The sequence below is a fragment of the Shewanella canadensis genome, from assembly GCF_003966225.1.
Lineage (GTDB): Bacteria > Pseudomonadota > Gammaproteobacteria > Enterobacterales > Shewanellaceae > Shewanella > Shewanella canadensis.
The window spans coordinates 1-16,604 of record NZ_RXNU01000023.1 but is presented as its reverse complement, the minus strand read 5'-3'; the positions used below and the strand labels follow the sequence as shown (position 1 = coordinate 16,604).

At 46.3% G+C, this 16,604-nt stretch carries 15 protein-coding genes; 6 read left to right on the top strand and 9 right to left on the bottom strand.

From position 1 onward, the window contains the following. Positions 1–287: 287 nt before the first annotated feature. The 4 genes from leuD to leuA are packed head-to-tail and all read right to left on the bottom strand — an operon-like array spanning position 288 to position 5,033. Positions 288–893, bottom strand: coding sequence for a 3-isopropylmalate dehydratase small subunit (leuD, locus tag EKG38_RS23575; protein WP_126523341.1), 606 nt, complete (start codon positions 891–893; stop codon positions 288–290). Between the two features lie 13 nt (positions 894–906). Then, positions 907–2,307, bottom strand: a complete 1,401-nt coding sequence (gene leuC, locus EKG38_RS23570) for a 3-isopropylmalate dehydratase large subunit (RefSeq protein ID WP_126523340.1) — start codon at positions 2,305–2,307, stop codon at positions 907–909. Between the two features lie 3 nt (positions 2,308–2,310). Beyond that, positions 2,311–3,405 carry a 3-isopropylmalate dehydrogenase gene (gene leuB, locus EKG38_RS23565; RefSeq protein WP_126523339.1) on the bottom strand — a complete coding sequence of 365 codons (1,095 nt, stop codon included), beginning with the start codon at positions 3,403–3,405 and terminating at the stop codon, positions 2,311–2,313. Positions 3,406–3,461: 56 nt separating this feature from the next. Continuing rightward, positions 3,462–5,033 (bottom strand): 2-isopropylmalate synthase, encoded by a 1,572-nt coding sequence (gene leuA / locus EKG38_RS23560; protein ID WP_126523338.1) that lies wholly within the window; start codon positions 5,031–5,033, stop codon positions 3,462–3,464. Between the two features lie 498 nt (positions 5,034–5,531). Between leuA and EKG38_RS23555 the strand changes: the two genes are divergently transcribed. Then, the gene (locus EKG38_RS23555; RefSeq protein WP_126523337.1) at positions 5,532–7,283 is read left to right on the top strand and encodes a tetratricopeptide repeat protein; all 1,752 of its coding nucleotides are present in this window, start codon (positions 5,532–5,534) and stop codon (positions 7,281–7,283) included. Between the two features lie 5 nt (positions 7,284–7,288). Here EKG38_RS23555 and recQ read toward each other — a convergent pair whose 3' ends face one another. Beyond that, a complete protein-coding gene (recQ, locus tag EKG38_RS23550; RefSeq protein WP_126523336.1) occupies positions 7,289–9,112 on the bottom strand; it encodes a DNA helicase RecQ in 1,824 nt (607 codons plus the stop codon). 298 nt (positions 9,113–9,410) lie between these two features. Between recQ and EKG38_RS23545 the strand changes: the two genes are divergently transcribed. Beyond that, positions 9,411–9,875, top strand: a complete 465-nt coding sequence (locus EKG38_RS23545; RefSeq protein ID WP_126523335.1) for a thioesterase family protein — start codon at positions 9,411–9,413, stop codon at positions 9,873–9,875. Positions 9,876–10,107: 232 nt separating this feature from the next. After that, a complete protein-coding gene (gene rarD, locus EKG38_RS23540; protein ID WP_126523334.1) occupies positions 10,108–11,004 on the top strand; it encodes an EamA family transporter RarD in 897 nt (298 codons plus the stop codon). Positions 11,005–11,167: 163 nt separating this feature from the next. Here rarD and argA read toward each other — a convergent pair whose 3' ends face one another. From argA to radC, 4 genes are all read right to left on the bottom strand, one after another. Beyond that, positions 11,168–12,487 (bottom strand): amino-acid N-acetyltransferase, encoded by a 1,320-nt coding sequence (argA, locus tag EKG38_RS23535; protein ID WP_126523333.1) that lies wholly within the window; start codon positions 12,485–12,487, stop codon positions 11,168–11,170. A gap of 289 nt (positions 12,488–12,776) precedes the next feature. Beyond that, a complete protein-coding gene (gene rpmG / locus EKG38_RS23530) occupies positions 12,777–12,950 on the bottom strand; it encodes a 50S ribosomal protein L33 (protein WP_011494790.1) in 174 nt (57 codons plus the stop codon). A 6-nt stretch (positions 12,951–12,956) separates the two neighbouring features. Next, positions 12,957–13,193, bottom strand: a complete 237-nt coding sequence (rpmB, locus tag EKG38_RS23525; protein WP_126523332.1) for a 50S ribosomal protein L28 — start codon at positions 13,191–13,193, stop codon at positions 12,957–12,959. Between the two features lie 127 nt (positions 13,194–13,320). After that, positions 13,321–13,998, bottom strand: coding sequence for a RadC family protein (gene radC, locus EKG38_RS23520; protein ID WP_126523331.1), 678 nt, complete (start codon positions 13,996–13,998; stop codon positions 13,321–13,323). Positions 13,999–14,143: 145 nt separating this feature from the next. Between radC and coaBC the strand changes: the two genes are divergently transcribed. The 3 genes from coaBC to slmA all read left to right on the top strand — a co-directional run bounded on the left by coaBC (position 14,144) and on the right by slmA (position 16,539). Next, entirely contained in the window at positions 14,144–15,346 is a 1,203-nt protein-coding gene (gene coaBC / locus EKG38_RS23515; protein WP_126523330.1) for a bifunctional phosphopantothenoylcysteine decarboxylase/phosphopantothenate--cysteine ligase CoaBC, read from the top strand. Then, positions 15,343–15,801, top strand: a complete 459-nt coding sequence (gene dut, locus EKG38_RS23510; RefSeq protein ID WP_126523329.1) for a dUTP diphosphatase — start codon at positions 15,343–15,345, stop codon at positions 15,799–15,801. The genes coaBC and dut overlap by 4 nt, the downstream gene beginning before the upstream one ends. Positions 15,802–15,945: 144 nt before the next feature. Continuing rightward, positions 15,946–16,539: a nucleoid occlusion factor SlmA gene (slmA, locus tag EKG38_RS23505; RefSeq protein WP_126523328.1), complete on the top strand. Its 594-nt coding sequence runs from the start codon at positions 15,946–15,948 to the stop codon at positions 16,537–16,539. Positions 16,540–16,604 lie beyond the last annotated feature (65 nt).

Genomic DNA, 16,604 nt, shown 5'->3' with positions numbered 1-16,604 from the left:
ATAAATTATTTGAACAAGATCATGTTTATTACAAAGCCGTTATATATCAATGCTTAATACGGAAAAATAATAGAAACAAGTGTTCGCCAAAATAGAGTTAAAACCACAGGACAAATAACTAGTCAGGTCTCACGCTGTCACACAATGTCAACACCAAGAGTGTTATCCCATTATTTTTCAATTACTTAAAATCCATGCAAACTCAATTAAAACAAAAGCCGAATGGACAAAAATCCATTCGGCTTATCGGTTTTAACAAGCTTGTACAAACGTACGCTTAAAACTCTTTATGCTTTCCAAGTCGGTAATTGTGCCTCATAGCGGGCTATCTGATCCGCACAAGCCAAGCTCAAACCGATAGCATCCAGGCCATTAAGTAGGTTATGCCTCGCCGAACCGGCTATCTCAAAGTTAAATACCGAACCCGATGGGGAGGTAACCGTGAGAGCCTCAAGGTCGACGGTTACTTCTGCGCCTTCATTCGCCTCGACTTCATCCATCAACTGCTGCACTTCAACATCGGTCAGACGAACCGGAAGCAGGCCGTTATTGATGGAGTTACCATAAAAAATATCGGCAAAGTTCGGGGCTATGATGGCTCGAAATCCAAAATCGGCTAATGCCCAAGGCGCATGTTCACGACTCGAACCACAACCAAAATTTTCTTTAGAGATCAGGATAGAGGCGCCTTGGTATCTTGGCAGGTTGAGGCTGAAAGCGGGGTTTGGCTCATCGCCTGCCTCATCGAGATAGCGCCAATCATGAAATAGGTGAACCCCAAAGCCATCTCGGGTCACCTTAGATAAAAACTGCTTAGGAATAATTTGATCGGTGTCGACGTTAGCACTATCGATCATCACTGCAAGCCCGGTGTGTGAAGTAAATGGATTCATGACTCTGATGCTCCTAGTATGCTTTACGAATATCGACGAAATGACCGGCTACTGCCGCAGCTGCAGCCATAGCAGGGCTCACAAGATGAGTACGACTGCCTCGCCCCTGACGCCCTTCAAAGTTACGATTGCTGGTAGAAGCACAGCGATCGCCGGCTTCTAATCTGTCATCATTCATCGCTAAGCACATAGAACAACCCGGCAGACGCCATTCAAACCCTGCCTCCAGAAAAATCTTATCTAATCCCTCAGCTTCTGCCTGCTCTTTCACTAAACCAGATCCAGGCACGACTATCGCAGTGACACCCGCGGCCACTTTACGGCCTTTGGCGTGTAGAGCCGCATCACGCAGATCTTCGATACGAGAGTTAGTACATGAACCGATAAAGACCTTGTTAATGCTCACATCAGTCATACAAGTTCCAGCACTAAGCGCCACATATTTCAGTGCCTTTTCTATGCTGGCCTTAACCGTTGCATTAGACTCATCTTCTGGGTTTGGTACTAAGCCATCGATAGCGACAACTTGACCCGGATTCGTTCCCCAGGTGAGCTGAGGAGCGATATCTGATGCCTCAAGTACCACACTTGCATCGAATACGGCATCTTCATCTGTTTTAAGCTCGGCCCATGCGGCAATAGCTTGTTCCCATGCGTCTCCCTTAGGTGCAAATTCACGACCCTTAAGGTACTCGGCAGTGCTCCCATCCGGAGCGACCATGCCGGCTTTGGCTCCCATTTCGATAGCCATATTACACACCGTCATACGGCCTTCCATAGAAAGTGCTTCAATCGCCTCACCACAGAATTCGATCACATAGCCAGTACCGCCATCCATACCAATCTTACCTATGATGGCCAACACGATATCTTTAGCGGTAATTCCAGCTCCGACATGACCACGCACTTCGATTTTCATCGTCTTGGCTCTGTTTTGGCGCAATGTCTGTGTCGCCATCACATGCTCGACCTCAGAGGTGCCGATACCGAACGCCAAGGCACCAAATGCACCATGGGTTGCGGTGTGGGAATCACCACACACGATTACCGTGCCAGGCAGAGTGATCCCAAGCTCTGGCCCCATCACATGGACGATACCTTGGTTTTTATGATGAATGTCATACAGGCGAACACCAAACTCTTTGCAGTTATCCTGCAGGGTTTCAACCTGGATTCGGGCCATGGGACTCAATGCATCGAGGGTTGCACTCTTAGTCGAAGTATTGTGATCCATGGTGGCGAAGGTTTTTTCCGGTGCACGCAATTTGCGACCCGCGACCTTCAGACCGCTGAATGCCTGTGGAGATGTCACCTCATGAACCAAATGTCTGTCCACATAGATTAATGGTGCCTCACCTTCGTTTTCAACCACCACATGGCTGTCCCATACCTTTTCATATAATGTCTTTGCCATGACTCAGATACCTTCCTTTACCAGCTTGGTAATGTAATCACCCATCTCAGAGGTCGATTTAGCATTGGCTCGCTGCGATGCAGGCAGTAGCTCTCCGGTTAGATAACCATCACTAAGGGCTTTACCTACGGCCGCTTCAATCGCCACTGCCGCACTTTCTAACTTCAGGCTATGACGAAGCAGTAATGCAGCTGATAGGATCTGAGCAACAGGGTTAGCAATGCCTTGCCCGGCGATATCGGGAGCGCTGCCGCCGGCAGGCTCATACAAACCAAAACCTTTACTGTTCATACTCACGGATGAAAGCAGCCCCATAGAACCCGTTAACATGGCGATCTCATCTGAGATTATGTCACCAAACAGGTTAGAGCAAAGCATGACATCGAATTCATTAGGGCGACGAAGCAGTTGCATGGTGGCGTTATCGATATAGATATGTTCAAGCTCGACATCCGGATAGTCTTTAGCGACCTCTTCGACAACTTCTCGCCACAACACCGAACATGCCAACACATTGGCTTTATCAACAGAGGTCACCTTCTTACGACGACCCTGCGCCGCTTCGAAGGCGATGTTTGCGATACGTCTAATCTCTTTGCGGCTATAGCGCATGGTATCGAACGCTTCTTCCTCTTCTCCTTCACCCTGACGCCCTTTAGGCTTACCAAAGTAGATACCGCCGGTTAACTCACGAACACAAAGCACGTCGAAACCTTTCTCTGAGATATCGCTGCGTAGCGGCGACATATGCTCTAAACCTACATGTAATTTTGCGGGGCGCATATTACAGAACAACTCAAAATGACCACGAAGTGGTAATAATGCACCACGCTCAGGTTGATCATTGGGTGGCAGGTGCTCCCATTTAGGACCTCCGACCGAACCAAATAAGATGGCATCGGCCGCTTCACACCCTTTCAAAGTAACCTCGGGCAGCGGACAACCATGATTATCGATAGCTGCGCCACCGATATCATATTCACTATATTCAATAGCAAGCTCGAACCGCTCCTCTACAGCACTCAGCACTTTACGCGCCTCGGCCATCACTTCAGATCCAATTCCATCTCCGGCTAATACCGCTATTTGATAACTCATACGACACCTAACTCCTGCTCTTCAATTATAATTTTATCTATTCTGGCACGTAGGGGTTAAACACCACCCAGCTCACTACGGTCTTTTTGTATTTTTTCTTTACAGTCAGCCACTTTATCGGCTCTGGAAGTCAAGTTCATGACATGTACGAGCGCTTGAACCGACGCTTCTACCACGTCAGTCGCAAGCCCTACACCATGGAAGCTCTGCCCATTATAATTAGCCTCAATATCTACCTGCCCCAGCGCATTTTGCCCTTCGCCTTTCGCACTCAACTTATAACTGGTGATATTCACCTCGCACTGACTCGCTCTGGCAATCGCGTTATAAGCCGCATCGACAGGACCGTTTCCTGTCGCAGCCTCAGTGACCGTCTTACCGTCGATCTCTAATTTCACGGTTGCCGTGGCATTATCTTCGGTTGAGTCTGAGTGAACGACCAATTGTTCCAGCTTATAATCGGCTTCCTCTTCAGCCTGTGCCTCCATGAAGGTCAGCGCTTCAAGATCATAGTCAAACACTTGCCCTTTCTTATCGGCAAGCTGTAAGAAGGCCTCATACAGGGTATCCATATCGTAATCTTTATCGCCGTAACCCATCTCTGCCATACGATGCTTGATCACATGGCGACCCGAACGCGAGGTCATATTCAAATTATTACGATGCAAGCCTATGCTTTCAGGCGTCATAATTTCATAGGTATTTTGTGATTTCAGCATACCATCCTGATGAATACCGGATGAATGAGTGAATGCATTGGCACCGACTATCGCCTTATTAGCCTGAACAGGCATGTTGCAAAGTTGGCTGACCAAGTTAGAGGTGCGGTGTATCTCTTTGGCATTAATCCCGGTCTCAAGACCCAGTGAATCTTTACGAGTCGATAAGATCATCGCGATCTCTTCCAGTGAACAGTTACCCGCTCGTTCGCCGATACCGTTAACGGTACACTCAATCTGTCTGGCACCTTGCTGCACAGCCGTGATCGAGTTGGCGACAGAAAGGCCTAGATCATCATGACAATGAACAGAGATGATCGCCTGATCAATATTCGGGACTCGATTAAACAATGTCTCGATGATACCGCCAAACTCGCTAGGTATCGTGTAACCTACGGTGTCAGGAATATTGATGGTGCGTGCACCCGCCTTGATGGCTTCTTCAACCATGCGACACAGGTTGTCGATAGGCGTTCTACCTGCATCCTCACATGAAAATTCAACATCATCGGTGAATCGACGGGCATATTTAACCGCACTAACAGCCATCTCAAGCACTTGGTCGAAAGAGCGTTTCAATTTGCTCTCTACGTGAATCGTTGATGTAGAGATAAAGGTGTGAATTCTAAACTGATCGGCAACGGATAATGATTGCGCCGCAGCATCGATATCTTTTTCAAGCGCTCTGGCAAGGGCACACACCCGGCTATTCTTAACGGTATTTGCAATCGTTTTCACCGAGTTAAAATCGCCGGGAGAAGAAACTGGAAACCCGACCTCCATAACATCGACGCCAAGACGCTCCAATGAGAGTGCTATCTGTAGCTTTTCCTTAACCGTTAAACTCGCCGCTAAAGCCTGCTCGCCATCTCGTAGGGTTGTATCAAAAATAATCACTCGGTTAGACATCTGTTTTCTCCGTGGATACTTATATTATTGGCGCTTATAAAACAAAAAACCCCGCGGTTGTTAGCGCGGGGTTTGTGAATGCTGGTACTTCTATCGAGCGTGCAACACTACATCCTCCGCGCAGAATCTGCGAGAATGAGAATGAGGAGGTTGAGTAATGCACTTTTAATTTTCATTTTTTATCAAATAAGCATAACTAGGTATGCGTTCATTTATCGTTCGAGTACTTAATTTTTAACGTGTGAGCCTTCCGGTGTCAACCCCATTCTTTTCAATAACGACAGATTAGACCAGACAAGTCGATTTTTAATATCACCAAAATCTCTGCATACCATAGCTTTCACTAGACTTTAACCATTTATCATCCTTGAACCACCATTTTTGTAATCAAGTATCTATCAATCACTCTCAGCTGAATTTTTATGCAACATCTTATTTAAATTCGGTATAATGCAATACTTCATGGATATCTAAAAAAATAAACCGGAGCTGGCAAAAATGGATTTTCGTATCGTCGTGCTAAGCCTGACATTCTGGCTCGCGCCAGTGTGGGCGAGTACATCTATACCACTCGATACGATCGATACCCTCCTCTATCAATATCCAAGTGCAGCGTTAATTGAGATAAACGATCTCGAAGCCATCTCCTCTCCGGTAAAACTCTCTGAAACAGAAAAGCTCAGACTTGCCCTATTCAGGTGTGAAACCTTTTTACAGCTAGGTGAGAACGAGGCCGCGATTAATCTAGCCAGGATCAGCGAAGCCAAAGCAAAGATCCTTAAACTCGATCAGGCACGCCCTTACTTTCTGAACTGTATGGCGGGGGCATTTACGAATTACGGCGACTTCAGGCAAGCCCTTCCCATACTCGACTCATCAATTTTGTTGTCCAGAGAGCTCAAACAGCCACAATCTTTAGTCAACGGTCTAAGGTTGAGAGGCGTCATAGATACACAAGTTGATAGCTATAGCAGCGCATTCGAAGATCTAACTTTGGCTATCGATATTTACCCTGATGCACTGAATCAAGAACAGGGTTGGACTCTGCCTCCTCTCATCTATATTCAGCTACCACTCAGTAAGCTACTGGCAAAGAAGAGTAAGATCAGACAAGCTTTTGAGATTATTGAACGCGCCGCAGACTCAAAGGAGTTTCAAGGCAAGGTCCGGGTCGTGCTTACAACCCACATGGCTAAGATGGCACAGTTGAATCAATACTCTTCGAGTGACGACTTAATTCAGCAAGCCAAAACGCTACTTCCCGAATTAGGTACTGCGTTTGAGCTGGCAATCAGTTACACAGAGATGGCCCAACTCGAATATAAGAGAAAAAATTTCATCCGTGCGATTCAATTACTCGAGATCAGCCTGAATACCTTTAAAAAACAGAAAAAGACCATTGAGGAGTTAAGAGCACAGCGCTTATTAGGGGAAGTGTTGCTGGCAAGCGGTAACGCAGATAAAGCACTAAAGTTAATCAACAAATCAATAAGTGCAGGATTGCGAACATCTCACTACGCAGAGTTGATACTCAGCTATCAAGTATTAAGCAGCTATTATGCGAGTATTGGAGACTTTAAACAGGCTCACCAATACCAACTAAAGCGTTTCGATGCCTCTGAGAACTCGTTTAACTTCATCAAAGATACTCGCCTGCTTCAGTTAAATGCCAGAGTCAGCAGACAACAGCAGGTCTTTAAAACTGAGTTATTACAAGGCAACTCATCGATGAACGTTGGCTTCGGGTTTAAGTCCGGCTATATCGCAATTCTACTGACACTGTTATTTGGCTTTATTTTAGGTGTCATAACTATCAGGTACAAAAAGAGAACAATCCAGGCTCCACTAGTCATTGAACCACTGAGCCGAGAACATAAAATCGAGCGGTTAATCAGTAATAGTAAACAGGGTGGATATCCCCTAAGCCTCATCGTCATTCACACTGCAGATGTTTATCAAACCGATCTTCCACTACTCATCTCCAGAATCGAGAACTTACTGCGAGATCAGGATTTGGTGATAAACAGAGAGGATGGGGAACTCTTGCTATTGCTTCCCCATACTAAGGAGAGTGGTACATTAAGGGTTATCGAGCAGATAAAGGAGATCATCACGCCTTTATTGAATGGCAATAAAACAAAAATTGGTTATGCTCGCATGCAACAACATGACGGCCTGAGCTCATTGATAAAACGTGCCCATATACAACAACTCAGACAAACTAAAATCGATAAAGAACCGACAGGATGATACGGTTAACTATCGGCTAAGTAGTTAGCAATTTCATCAAGGAATTCACCACCAAAACGGCTCAATTTACGCTCACCGACACCGTTCACGGCCAGCATCTCTCCCGGACTCGTAGGCATCATGGCAGCCATTTCAGCTAAGGAGGCATCGTTAAAAACCAGATAAGGTGGAACATCCAACTCCTCGGCTAATTGACGCCTTAGCTGTTTAAGTCGGGCAAATAACTTGCGGTCATAATTTAATGGCGCGCGTGTACTGCTCCCTCTTCGTTTGGTCGTTTGCAGTACGATCCTCGGCTCTGCGAGTAACAGCTCAACTTCACCTTTCAATATTGAGCGGGCCGAAGGGTTCAACTTCACCGAAGAACCACGGGTGATATCTTGGCTGGCAAAACCTAAATGTATGATCTGTCTTATAATACTGAGCCAAAATTCATGACTTTTATCTTTACCTATTCCCCATGTCGATAACTTGTCATGGCCACGTTCGAGCACTGTCGCAGCCTTAGAACCTCTCAAGACTTCAATCAGATGATTGATCCCAAAGCGTTGATCCAATCGATAGATACAAGAGAGCACCTTCTGAGCATCTTGCATTCCGTTATAGCGTTTGGGGGGATCTAAACAGATATCACAGTTACCACAGGGCTCAAGCGCACTTTCATCAAAATAATGCAGCAGGACCTGACGACGACACGTTTGCGCTTCGGCGAACGCGGCCATGGTATTCAGTTTATGGAACTCGACCTGTTGTTGTGGCCCGGGCTCAGACTGCTCTATCAAGTGACGAACGCGACCGATATCGGCGGGGTCGAATAGCATCAGCGCTTCGGAATCTAAACCGTCACGTCCAGCTCTGCCGGTCTCCTGATAATAGGCCTCAACACTCTTGGGTATATCGTAATGAACCACATAACGCACATTCGATTTATTAATCCCCATCCCAAATGCCACGGTAGCGACCACAATATCGAGCTGATCTTTAAGAAAGCGATCCTGAACATCGGCTCGCTCTATCTGTGTCTTCCCTGCGTGATAGGCTTCTGCGTTGTGTCCCTGCAATCTCAGTCGTTCGGCCACCTCATCGACCCGGCGGCGACTGCTACAGTAGATAATACCGCTGGTCCCTTTTTGATCCGTAACAAACTGGCGCAACTGATTCGCTGCATTGAGCTTCTCCGCCACCGTATAGCGAATATTAGGACGATCAAAACTGGTAAGCAGCGAAAATGGATTGATGGTTAAACGATCGCAAATATCTTTTCTGGTTGCCTGATCAGCCGTAGCCGTTAACGCCATGATCGGCACGTGAGGAAAAACCTCCCTAAGCTTTCCCAAGGCGGCGTATTCGGGTCTGAAATCATGTCCCCATTGAGAGATACAGTGAGCTTCATCGATAGCAAACAACGAAATATGCAACTCATGAAGCCTGTCGATAAAGTGACCCTGTAAGAGGCGCTCTGGCGACACATACAAGAGCTTTATTTCGCCCTTGTGCATCTGTTGTAAGATTTTGGCGCTCTCTTCTCTGGGCAGAGATGAATTAAGATAAGCAGCCGAAACCCCCATCTGAGTCAAACTATCGACCTGATCTTTCATCAAGGAGATAAGCGGTGACACGACAATGGTTAATCCAGGCAGTTGCAGAGCAGGAAGCTGATAGCAAAGACTCTTTCCGCCACCCGTTGGCATAATGACTAAACAGTCATAACCCGAACAGCTTTGTTCTATCACCTCTCTTTGGCCCTCTCTGAATGTCCGGTAGCCGAAAACAGATTGCAGAGTAGAAGAGAGCGGATCTAATTGAGGTTCGTCTATCGCTTGTTCCATTGGCCATCAGAGTCAGAAATTGGGGGGCCTATTCTAATACCAATCAGATAAAATTGCTTGTCAAATAACGATAGACCAGCGCTATCATCGTCAGTTTTTACTGCATAACCTCGTCGATGCTCAGGCTGATTTAATAGCAGAATTAACTCGCTATAACCATATACCCAGTCGACACCCTAAGTTAATTTCCAATAAATTCAGTACTTTTTTGCCCTTATCGGTATTTAAATTTGCATTTCAGCATACATAAGCGATAGATTAATTACTCTAATAACAAACAGGTCTAAGAGGGAACTTTATGGCTAACCCTATTCAAGAGCAGACACTTCATCAAGTCGCCGAGGTATTCGATAAACAGGTTCCCTTTCATAATTTGCTGGGGCTCGATATCAAGCGCTATGATCTCGATGGCGTCGAGGTCGTTATCAACATGAAGCCTGAGCTCATCGGTAATATTCATCAGCAAATACTTCATGGCGGAGTCACCGCAACGGTACTCGATGTTGTCGGTGGTCTCACAGCCTTTGCGGGTCTGGTTGCCAGCCGGGATGACTGGAGCATTGAAGACCTGCAAATTCGATTGCAAACATTGGGCACCATAGACCTGCGTGTCGATTACCTAAGGCCGGGGAGAGGGATGCAGTTTACCGGCACGGGAACTGTGATACGTGCAGGCAACCGAGTTTCCGTTTGTCGTATGGAGCTTCACAATGAGCAAGGCTCTCATATTGCTTTCGGAACAGGAACATACATGGTGGGGTAATGTCGGCATATGCTTGTCAGTTGAGCAAACTGAGTCTCTTATCTGACCTGGCAAGCCCTAAAGCGAGCTTATCCCTCTTTTAAAGGAGTAAAAGTGTCAGCTTTAGTTTCCTTGTGTCACTTTTACGAGACATGAATTAGATTCACTTTTTCTGACATATATTGCCGATGAAGTTGAGCCCGCTAGTCATGACGCATACAATAGGGCTCTCTCTTCTTTTGTAGTTATATTCATGCTTGACTCTGAACACCGCAAAGGCATCGCATTCGCGCTTTGTGCCTATACTTTGTGGGGCTTTGCTGCCCTCTATTTTAAATTACTCGATCACGTTTCAGCGACTGAAATTTTGATCCATCGTGTGATCTGGTCATTTGTTTTTGTGACCATACTCATGTTCATCTTTGGTGGGTTCTCCAGGCTGAGACAAGTATTGAAACGCCCGAAACAGCTGGCGGTACTCACACTGACATCCGTCCTGATCGCAGGAAATTGGCTGCTATTTATCTGGGCAGTGAATAATGACCACATGCTGGATGCCAGTCTTGGATACTTCATCAACCCTCTGGTTAATGTCATGCTAGGTATGGTTTTTCTTAGCGAACGGTTACGAAAGTTACAATGGTGTGCCGTAGCCTTAGCCGGGTCCGGAGTGCTGGTTCAGTTAATCTCGTTCGGCTCGATTCCCATGGTCTCACTGGGTCTGGCTTTCTCTTTCGGTTTATACGGATTATTACGAAAGAAAGTCAATGTCGATGCCAAGACCGGGCTATTAGTAGAGACCGCGATTCTCTTTCCTATCGCTATGATCTATCTGTTCGCCAATATGGGGGACGCACTAACTAATCTGATGACCAATACCCTACCTAACAATCTACTCTTGATGGCAGCGGGTATAGTCACAACCATACCGTTACTCTGTTTCGCCGCCGCAGCGGTTAGAATTCCGCTCTCCATGCTGGGATTCTTTCAATATATCGGCCCCAGTATCATGTTTATTCTCGCAGTTACGCTCTACAAAGAACCCTTTGATCTGGAGAAAGGGATCACCTTTGCTTTCATCTGGAGCGCATTGATCCTGTTTAGCATCGATATGCTCTATAAGCGTAAAAAGCCTCTGAGAGAGTCCTGAAACTTTCTCTGATGCTGTTTTAACGGCAAGATTAACTAAGGCTGTCTCATCTGTGACACTGGGCTACAGGCAATAAAGCCGATAGCGTTCCATCCATGGACTCTCGGCATAAATGTTCCAGACATAAAAAGGAGGTGATCACACCTCCTTTTTTATTGCCTGTTTACAGCTCAAGAGCCAGTATTTTAGACTTTCTCTGATAATTGTATAACTGCTTCTTTTTATCCGGTAACTCATCGACCTCAACGATTTCGAAGCCATGCTCCAGGAACCAATGAATGCTTCTGGTCGTCAATGCAAAGAGTCGTGAGTAGCCTCTAACCCTCGCCTGGCCAATGATATTGTTGAGTAAAATACTTCCTCTATCCGCATCGCGATACTCAGGGTGCACGACCAGACAAGCAAATTCACCGGCATTATCCTCTTCAAACGGATAGAAGGCGGCGCAGCCTATTACTAAGCTATCACGCTCAATCAACATAAACTGTTCGATCTCCATCTCCAGCTGTTCACGTGAGCGGCGCACTAATATACCTTTCTCCTCTAACGGACGGATAAGGTCTAAAATGCCACCAATATCACCAATGCCCGCTCGGCGCAAACGTTCTGCGCTCTGAGTAACTATTTGCGTACCCACGCCATCTCTGGAGAACAACTCCTGAAGCAGGGAGCCATCATCGAGATAGCTGACAAAGTGGCAACGGGATACACCATTTCGACAGGCATCGATACTGGCTTTTAGAAATGCCTTGGTCCCCAAGCAGACATGAGATTCCTGATTAATATTATTGAGGATCTGCTGGGCTTCGTTTGGCATTAACTCGGCCAACACCTCACCAAAATTATCCAGAATCCCCTTCTGAGAGCTAAAGCCAATCATCTTGTCGGCCTTCAGTTTGACCGCAATTTGAGTCGCGACCTCTTCCGCAGTTAAATTAAAGCTCTCACCCGTTACCGACGCCGCGACCGGACCAAGTAACACTATGCCATCATTGCCTAACTGAGCCTTAAGTCCCTGAACATCGATTCGCCTTACTTTGCCACTGAGGCAATAATCCACGCCATCATCGACGCCTAAGGGCTGAGCAATAACGAAATTACCACTGACCACATTAATTTGAGCACCTTGCATGGGCGTATTACTCAAACTCATGGAAAGCCTTGCTGTAATATCGAGTTGAAGACCACCCACAACCTGCTTGATAACCTTGAAAGCATCCTCTTCGGTGATCCGCACTCCATTATAATATTCAGGAGTGATGGACTTCTCAGCCAGCGCTTCATCGATCTGTGGTCTGGCACCGTGCACCAGAACAATCTTAATACCTAAACTATGCAGCAAGGCAATATCGTTGATAATCGAGCGAAATTGATTTTGGGCCAAGGCTTCACCGCCTAACATCACGACAAAAGTCTTACCCCGATGAGAGTTAACGTAGGAGGCAGAATGACGAAATCCATCAACGAGTTCAGTGGTACGCACGAGTAATATCTCACCTTAATTCATCAAATATGCAGTCATTTGAAGTATGACATGGTAATAAAACCATATTATTGCATTTTAATGCAATAATAAAGCATTTATTTTCACTGTGAAATATAGGGTAAATAACTAAAAACAGGAGAGAATGGAAATAAATAGCAGGTAAACAAGAGGTGTGCAATATGAATTTTTATTGAGTAACAATCAAAAAGTATTTGTTCATAACATAGAAAAACAGGCAAAAAAAAGCCCCTGAAACAGGGGCTTTCTCGAAGTAAGAATCAAGCAATTACTTGATTTTAGCTTCTTTGTACATAACGTGCTGACGAATAACTGGATCAAATTTCTTGATTTCCATCTTTTCAGGCATGTTACGCTTGTTCTTTTCAGTCGTGTAGAAATGACCAGTTTTAGCGCTAGAAACTAGCTTGATCTTCTCACGATTACCTTTAGATTTAGCCATGGTTTATTATACCTTCTCGCCGCGGGCACGAAGTTCAGCAATAACAACTTCAATACCTTTCTTATCGATGATACGCATACCTTTAGTAGAGATACGTAGCTTAACGAAACGCTTTTCGCCTTCTAACCAAAAACGATGGTTTTGTAGGTTAGGTAAAAAACGACGACGTGTCGAGTTTTTCGCGTGTGAGCGGTTGTTACCAACCATTGGTTTCTTGCCAGTTACTTGGCATACTCTTGACATGTCAAACTTCTCCAAAACAATATATATAACGCTCGAGCATTAATGTACCTCGAATATGGCCGTCGCCTGAGGCACACAACAGAGGGCGCATTTTATACAGGATCTAAAAATAAAGATCAAGGGATAGTTAATCTATCCATCCCCGCTCTGCAAATGAAACTATCTCGCGATCGCCTACAACCATATGATCTAGCAAGGAAACATCTATGGTTTCGAGTGCAGATTTCAATCGCTCAGTAATTCGCCTATCGGCCAGACTTGGCTCCGCAACTCCTGATGGATGGTTGTGGCAGACAATCACGGCCGCGGCCTTTTTCTCAAGCACCAGGCATACCACATCACGCGGATATACCGAGGCTGAATCTATGGTGCCACGGAATAATTCGACAAACTGAATTACTCTATGTTGGCTATCCAACAATAAAATAGCGAACACTTCATAGGCACGATCTGCTAATTGTCTCATTAAATAGTCCCGAGTTAAATCAGGATCACTCAATATTTTTCCTCTTTTTAAATTTTGTTGGGAAATTCGCTTGCTTAACTCGGCTGCCGCCTGAAGTTGAGCAAACTTTACCGGCCCCATACCTGGCATTCTGCACACCTCAATCTCAGAGGCAGTGAGAAGCTCTCTAAGCCCGCCGAATTGGCCAATCAAATTCCGCGCCAGCTCAACAGCGCTTAAGCCCTGTACGCCATTTCTAAGAACGACAGCAAGCAGCTCCGCATCGGATAATGGTCCAACACCTAATTTTAAAAGTTTTTCCCTTGGCCCCTCTCCATCGGGCCAATCTTTAATCCCCATCACGACCTCCCTGTGTGATTTTTTTATCTGTTCTTGAGTATGGTCGAGTTTTTAAAACTTGTGTCCTCCACTTCACCAGGTTTGTGATATGTTAGGCGGCAATTCAATTTAGCGACTGATTTCACCTCTTAATGAGCCATCTCTTATGAACCAGAGTCTGACAAATAAACAAATTTTACTAGCCATAGGTGGCGGTATCGCGGCCTATAAATCTGCCGATCTTATTCGTCGCCTCAAAGAGCGTGGTGCAGACGTTCGTGTTGTCATGAGTCAAAGCGCTAAAGAATTTATTACTCCGCTGACATTACAGGCACTCTCCGGATATCCTGTCGCATCCGATCTCCTCGATACCGCCGCCGAAGCCGCTATGGGCCATATTGAGCTGGCACGCTGGGCGGATCTGGTAGTGGTTGCTCCGGCGACAGCCAATTTAATTGCACGAATCAATGCGGGTATGGCCGATGAACTCATCACCACAACTTGCTTAGCCACCGAATCTCCAGTGGTCATCTGTCCGGCGATGAATCAACAGATGTATCGCAATCAGGCAACACAGGACAATATCAAGAATTTATCTGAGCGAGGGCTCACCATCTGGGGCCCGGCTACGGGTAGCCAAGCCTGTGGCGAGGTAGGTCCGGGTCGTATGCAAGAGCCTCTGGAAATAGCCATGCAAGTCGAGCAGTTTTTTGCGCCGAAGCTTCTTGCTGGTCGCTCACTGCTGCTCACAGCGGGTCCGACGCGAGAAGCGATAGACCCCGTACGTTATATCTCGAATCACAGCTCCGGGAAAATGGGCTTTGCCTTGGCTAAGGCCGCTGCCGATATGGGAGCCAATGTCACCTTAGTCTCAGGCCCGGTTAATCTGCCCACCCCAACAGGCGTGAACAGAGTCGATGTAGAGTCGACCGATGATATGCTCAATGCCGTCATGGCCCAAGTCGATTCCCATGACATTTTTATCGGCTGTGCTGCAGTCGCAGATTATCGCGTTGCCGATATCGCCACAGACAAGATAAAGAAATCAGCGACTGAGATGCAGCTTTCACTGGTGAGAAATCCTGATATCTTAGCCGGTGTTGCGAGTCATACCCCACGACCGTTTACTGTGGGATTTGCCGCTGAAACTCAAGATGTTGCACGCTACGCCAAGGATAAACTTATCCGCAAAAAGCTCGACATGATTGCGGCAAACGATGTGTCCAGCCCAGAACTCGGTTTCAATGCGGATAGCAATGCACTAAAAGTGATTTGGGAAAAAGGAGAGCAAGATCTCCCCGCAACGGATAAACTAACCTTAGCCACTCAATTGCTCACCCTGATAGCGAAGCGAATAGATAACGCATGAAGACTCCTATAGAAGTAAAAATCCTCGACTCACGCATTGGTTCTCAATTTCCTCTACCCGCCTATGCGACACCCGGTAGTGCCGGCATGGACCTTAGGGCCATGCTCGAAACCAGTATCCAGGTGGCTCCCGGAGAAACGATTCTAATTCCAACTGGCATCTCAATTCATGTCGCCGATTCAAGCCTTGCCGCTGTGATACTCCCTCGCTCAGGCCTGGGCCATAAACACGGCATAGTGTTAGGTAACTTGGTTGGTCTTATCGATTCTGATTATCAAGGCGCACTAATGGTCTCATGCTGGAACAGAGGTAGTGAGCCATTCACCTTAGAGATAGGAGACAGGTTGGCTCAACTCGTTTTTGTTCCGGTCGTTCAGGCCGAATTTAAACTCGTTGATGAATTTGATAACTCATCTCGTGGTGAAGGTGGTTTCGGTCATTCTGGCACCAAATAACCTGACACACCGTCATCTTTGAGGCTGAACAGATCGGCCTCGACTCTGTAAACAATAAAAAGTGAACCATTGCCAGCATCCGCTTTTGGACGAAGGCAAAGCGATCACCTAGCTCCTGCCGTATTTTGAGTGAAGGAAAACTAAATGGCTGTAAGCCCAAAAATCAATCGCCGCGAACATATCCTCCAATGTCTGGCAACTATGCTGGAAACCAATCCTGGACAGAGAATAACAACGGCAAAACTCGCTGCCGAAGTTGGCGTATCTGAAGCCGCGTTATATCGACACTTTCCAAGTAAAGCGCGCATGTTTGAAGGTCTAATCGATTTCATCGAAGAATCACTCTTATCTCGCATCAACCTCATCATGACGGAAGAGAAGGACACCATGAAGCGATGCCAGTTGCTACTGCAGCTTCTGCTTATCTTCTCCGAACGCAATCCTGGGATCTCCAGAGTGCTAAATGGTGACGCCCTGCTTGGTGAGAATGAACGCCTTCGTAGCAGAGTCAGTCTCATTTATTCAAAAATTGAAACTCACCTAAAGCAAATTTTACGCGAGAAAACGCTAAGAGAGGGCAAAGGCTTTAATCTTGACGAAGCCATTCTGGCCAACCTGTTGCTCGCCATCGCAGAGGGCAGAATCGCACAATTCGTTCGCAGTGAGTTCAAACAAAAGCCAACCGAACACTTCGAACAGCAATGGGCCTTCATCCAGCAGCAGTTACTTCAAAGCTAAAATCATTTATACAGATACCAGCCCGACTCTTACCTATAAGACGGGCTGTAATTTTCCCATCAGAG

Bases quoted from the DNA above. Each gene is read 5' to 3' on its own strand.
- leuD (WP_126523341.1), bottom strand. From the start codon at position 893: ATGAATCCATTTACTTCACACACCGGGCTTGCAGTGATGATCGATAGT.
- leuC (WP_126523340.1), bottom strand. From the start codon at position 2,307: ATGGCAAAGACATTATATGAAAAGGTATGGGACAGCCATGTGGTGGTT.
- leuB (WP_126523339.1), bottom strand. From the start codon at position 3,405: ATGAGTTATCAAATAGCGGTATTAGCCGGAGATGGAATTGGATCTGAA.
- leuA (WP_126523338.1), bottom strand. From the start codon at position 5,033: ATGTCTAACCGAGTGATTATTTTTGATACAACCCTACGAGATGGCGAG.
- EKG38_RS23555 (WP_126523337.1), top strand. From the start codon at position 5,532: ATGGATTTTCGTATCGTCGTGCTAAGCCTGACATTCTGGCTCGCGCCA.
- recQ (WP_126523336.1), bottom strand. From the start codon at position 9,112: ATGGAACAAGCGATAGACGAACCTCAATTAGATCCGCTCTCTTCTACT.
- EKG38_RS23545 (WP_126523335.1), top strand. From the start codon at position 9,411: ATGGCTAACCCTATTCAAGAGCAGACACTTCATCAAGTCGCCGAGGTA.
- rarD (WP_126523334.1), top strand. From the start codon at position 10,108: ATGCTTGACTCTGAACACCGCAAAGGCATCGCATTCGCGCTTTGTGCC.
- rpmG (WP_011494790.1), bottom strand. From the start codon at position 12,950: ATGGCTAAATCTAAAGGTAATCGTGAGAAGATCAAGCTAGTTTCTAGC.
- rpmB (WP_126523332.1), bottom strand. From the start codon at position 13,193: ATGTCAAGAGTATGCCAAGTAACTGGCAAGAAACCAATGGTTGGTAAC.
- radC (WP_126523331.1), bottom strand. From the start codon at position 13,998: ATGGGGATTAAAGATTGGCCCGATGGAGAGGGGCCAAGGGAAAAACTT.
- coaBC (WP_126523330.1), top strand. From the start codon at position 14,144: ATGAACCAGAGTCTGACAAATAAACAAATTTTACTAGCCATAGGTGGC.
- dut (WP_126523329.1), top strand. From the start codon at position 15,343: ATGAAGACTCCTATAGAAGTAAAAATCCTCGACTCACGCATTGGTTCT.
- slmA (WP_126523328.1), top strand. From the start codon at position 15,946: ATGGCTGTAAGCCCAAAAATCAATCGCCGCGAACATATCCTCCAATGT.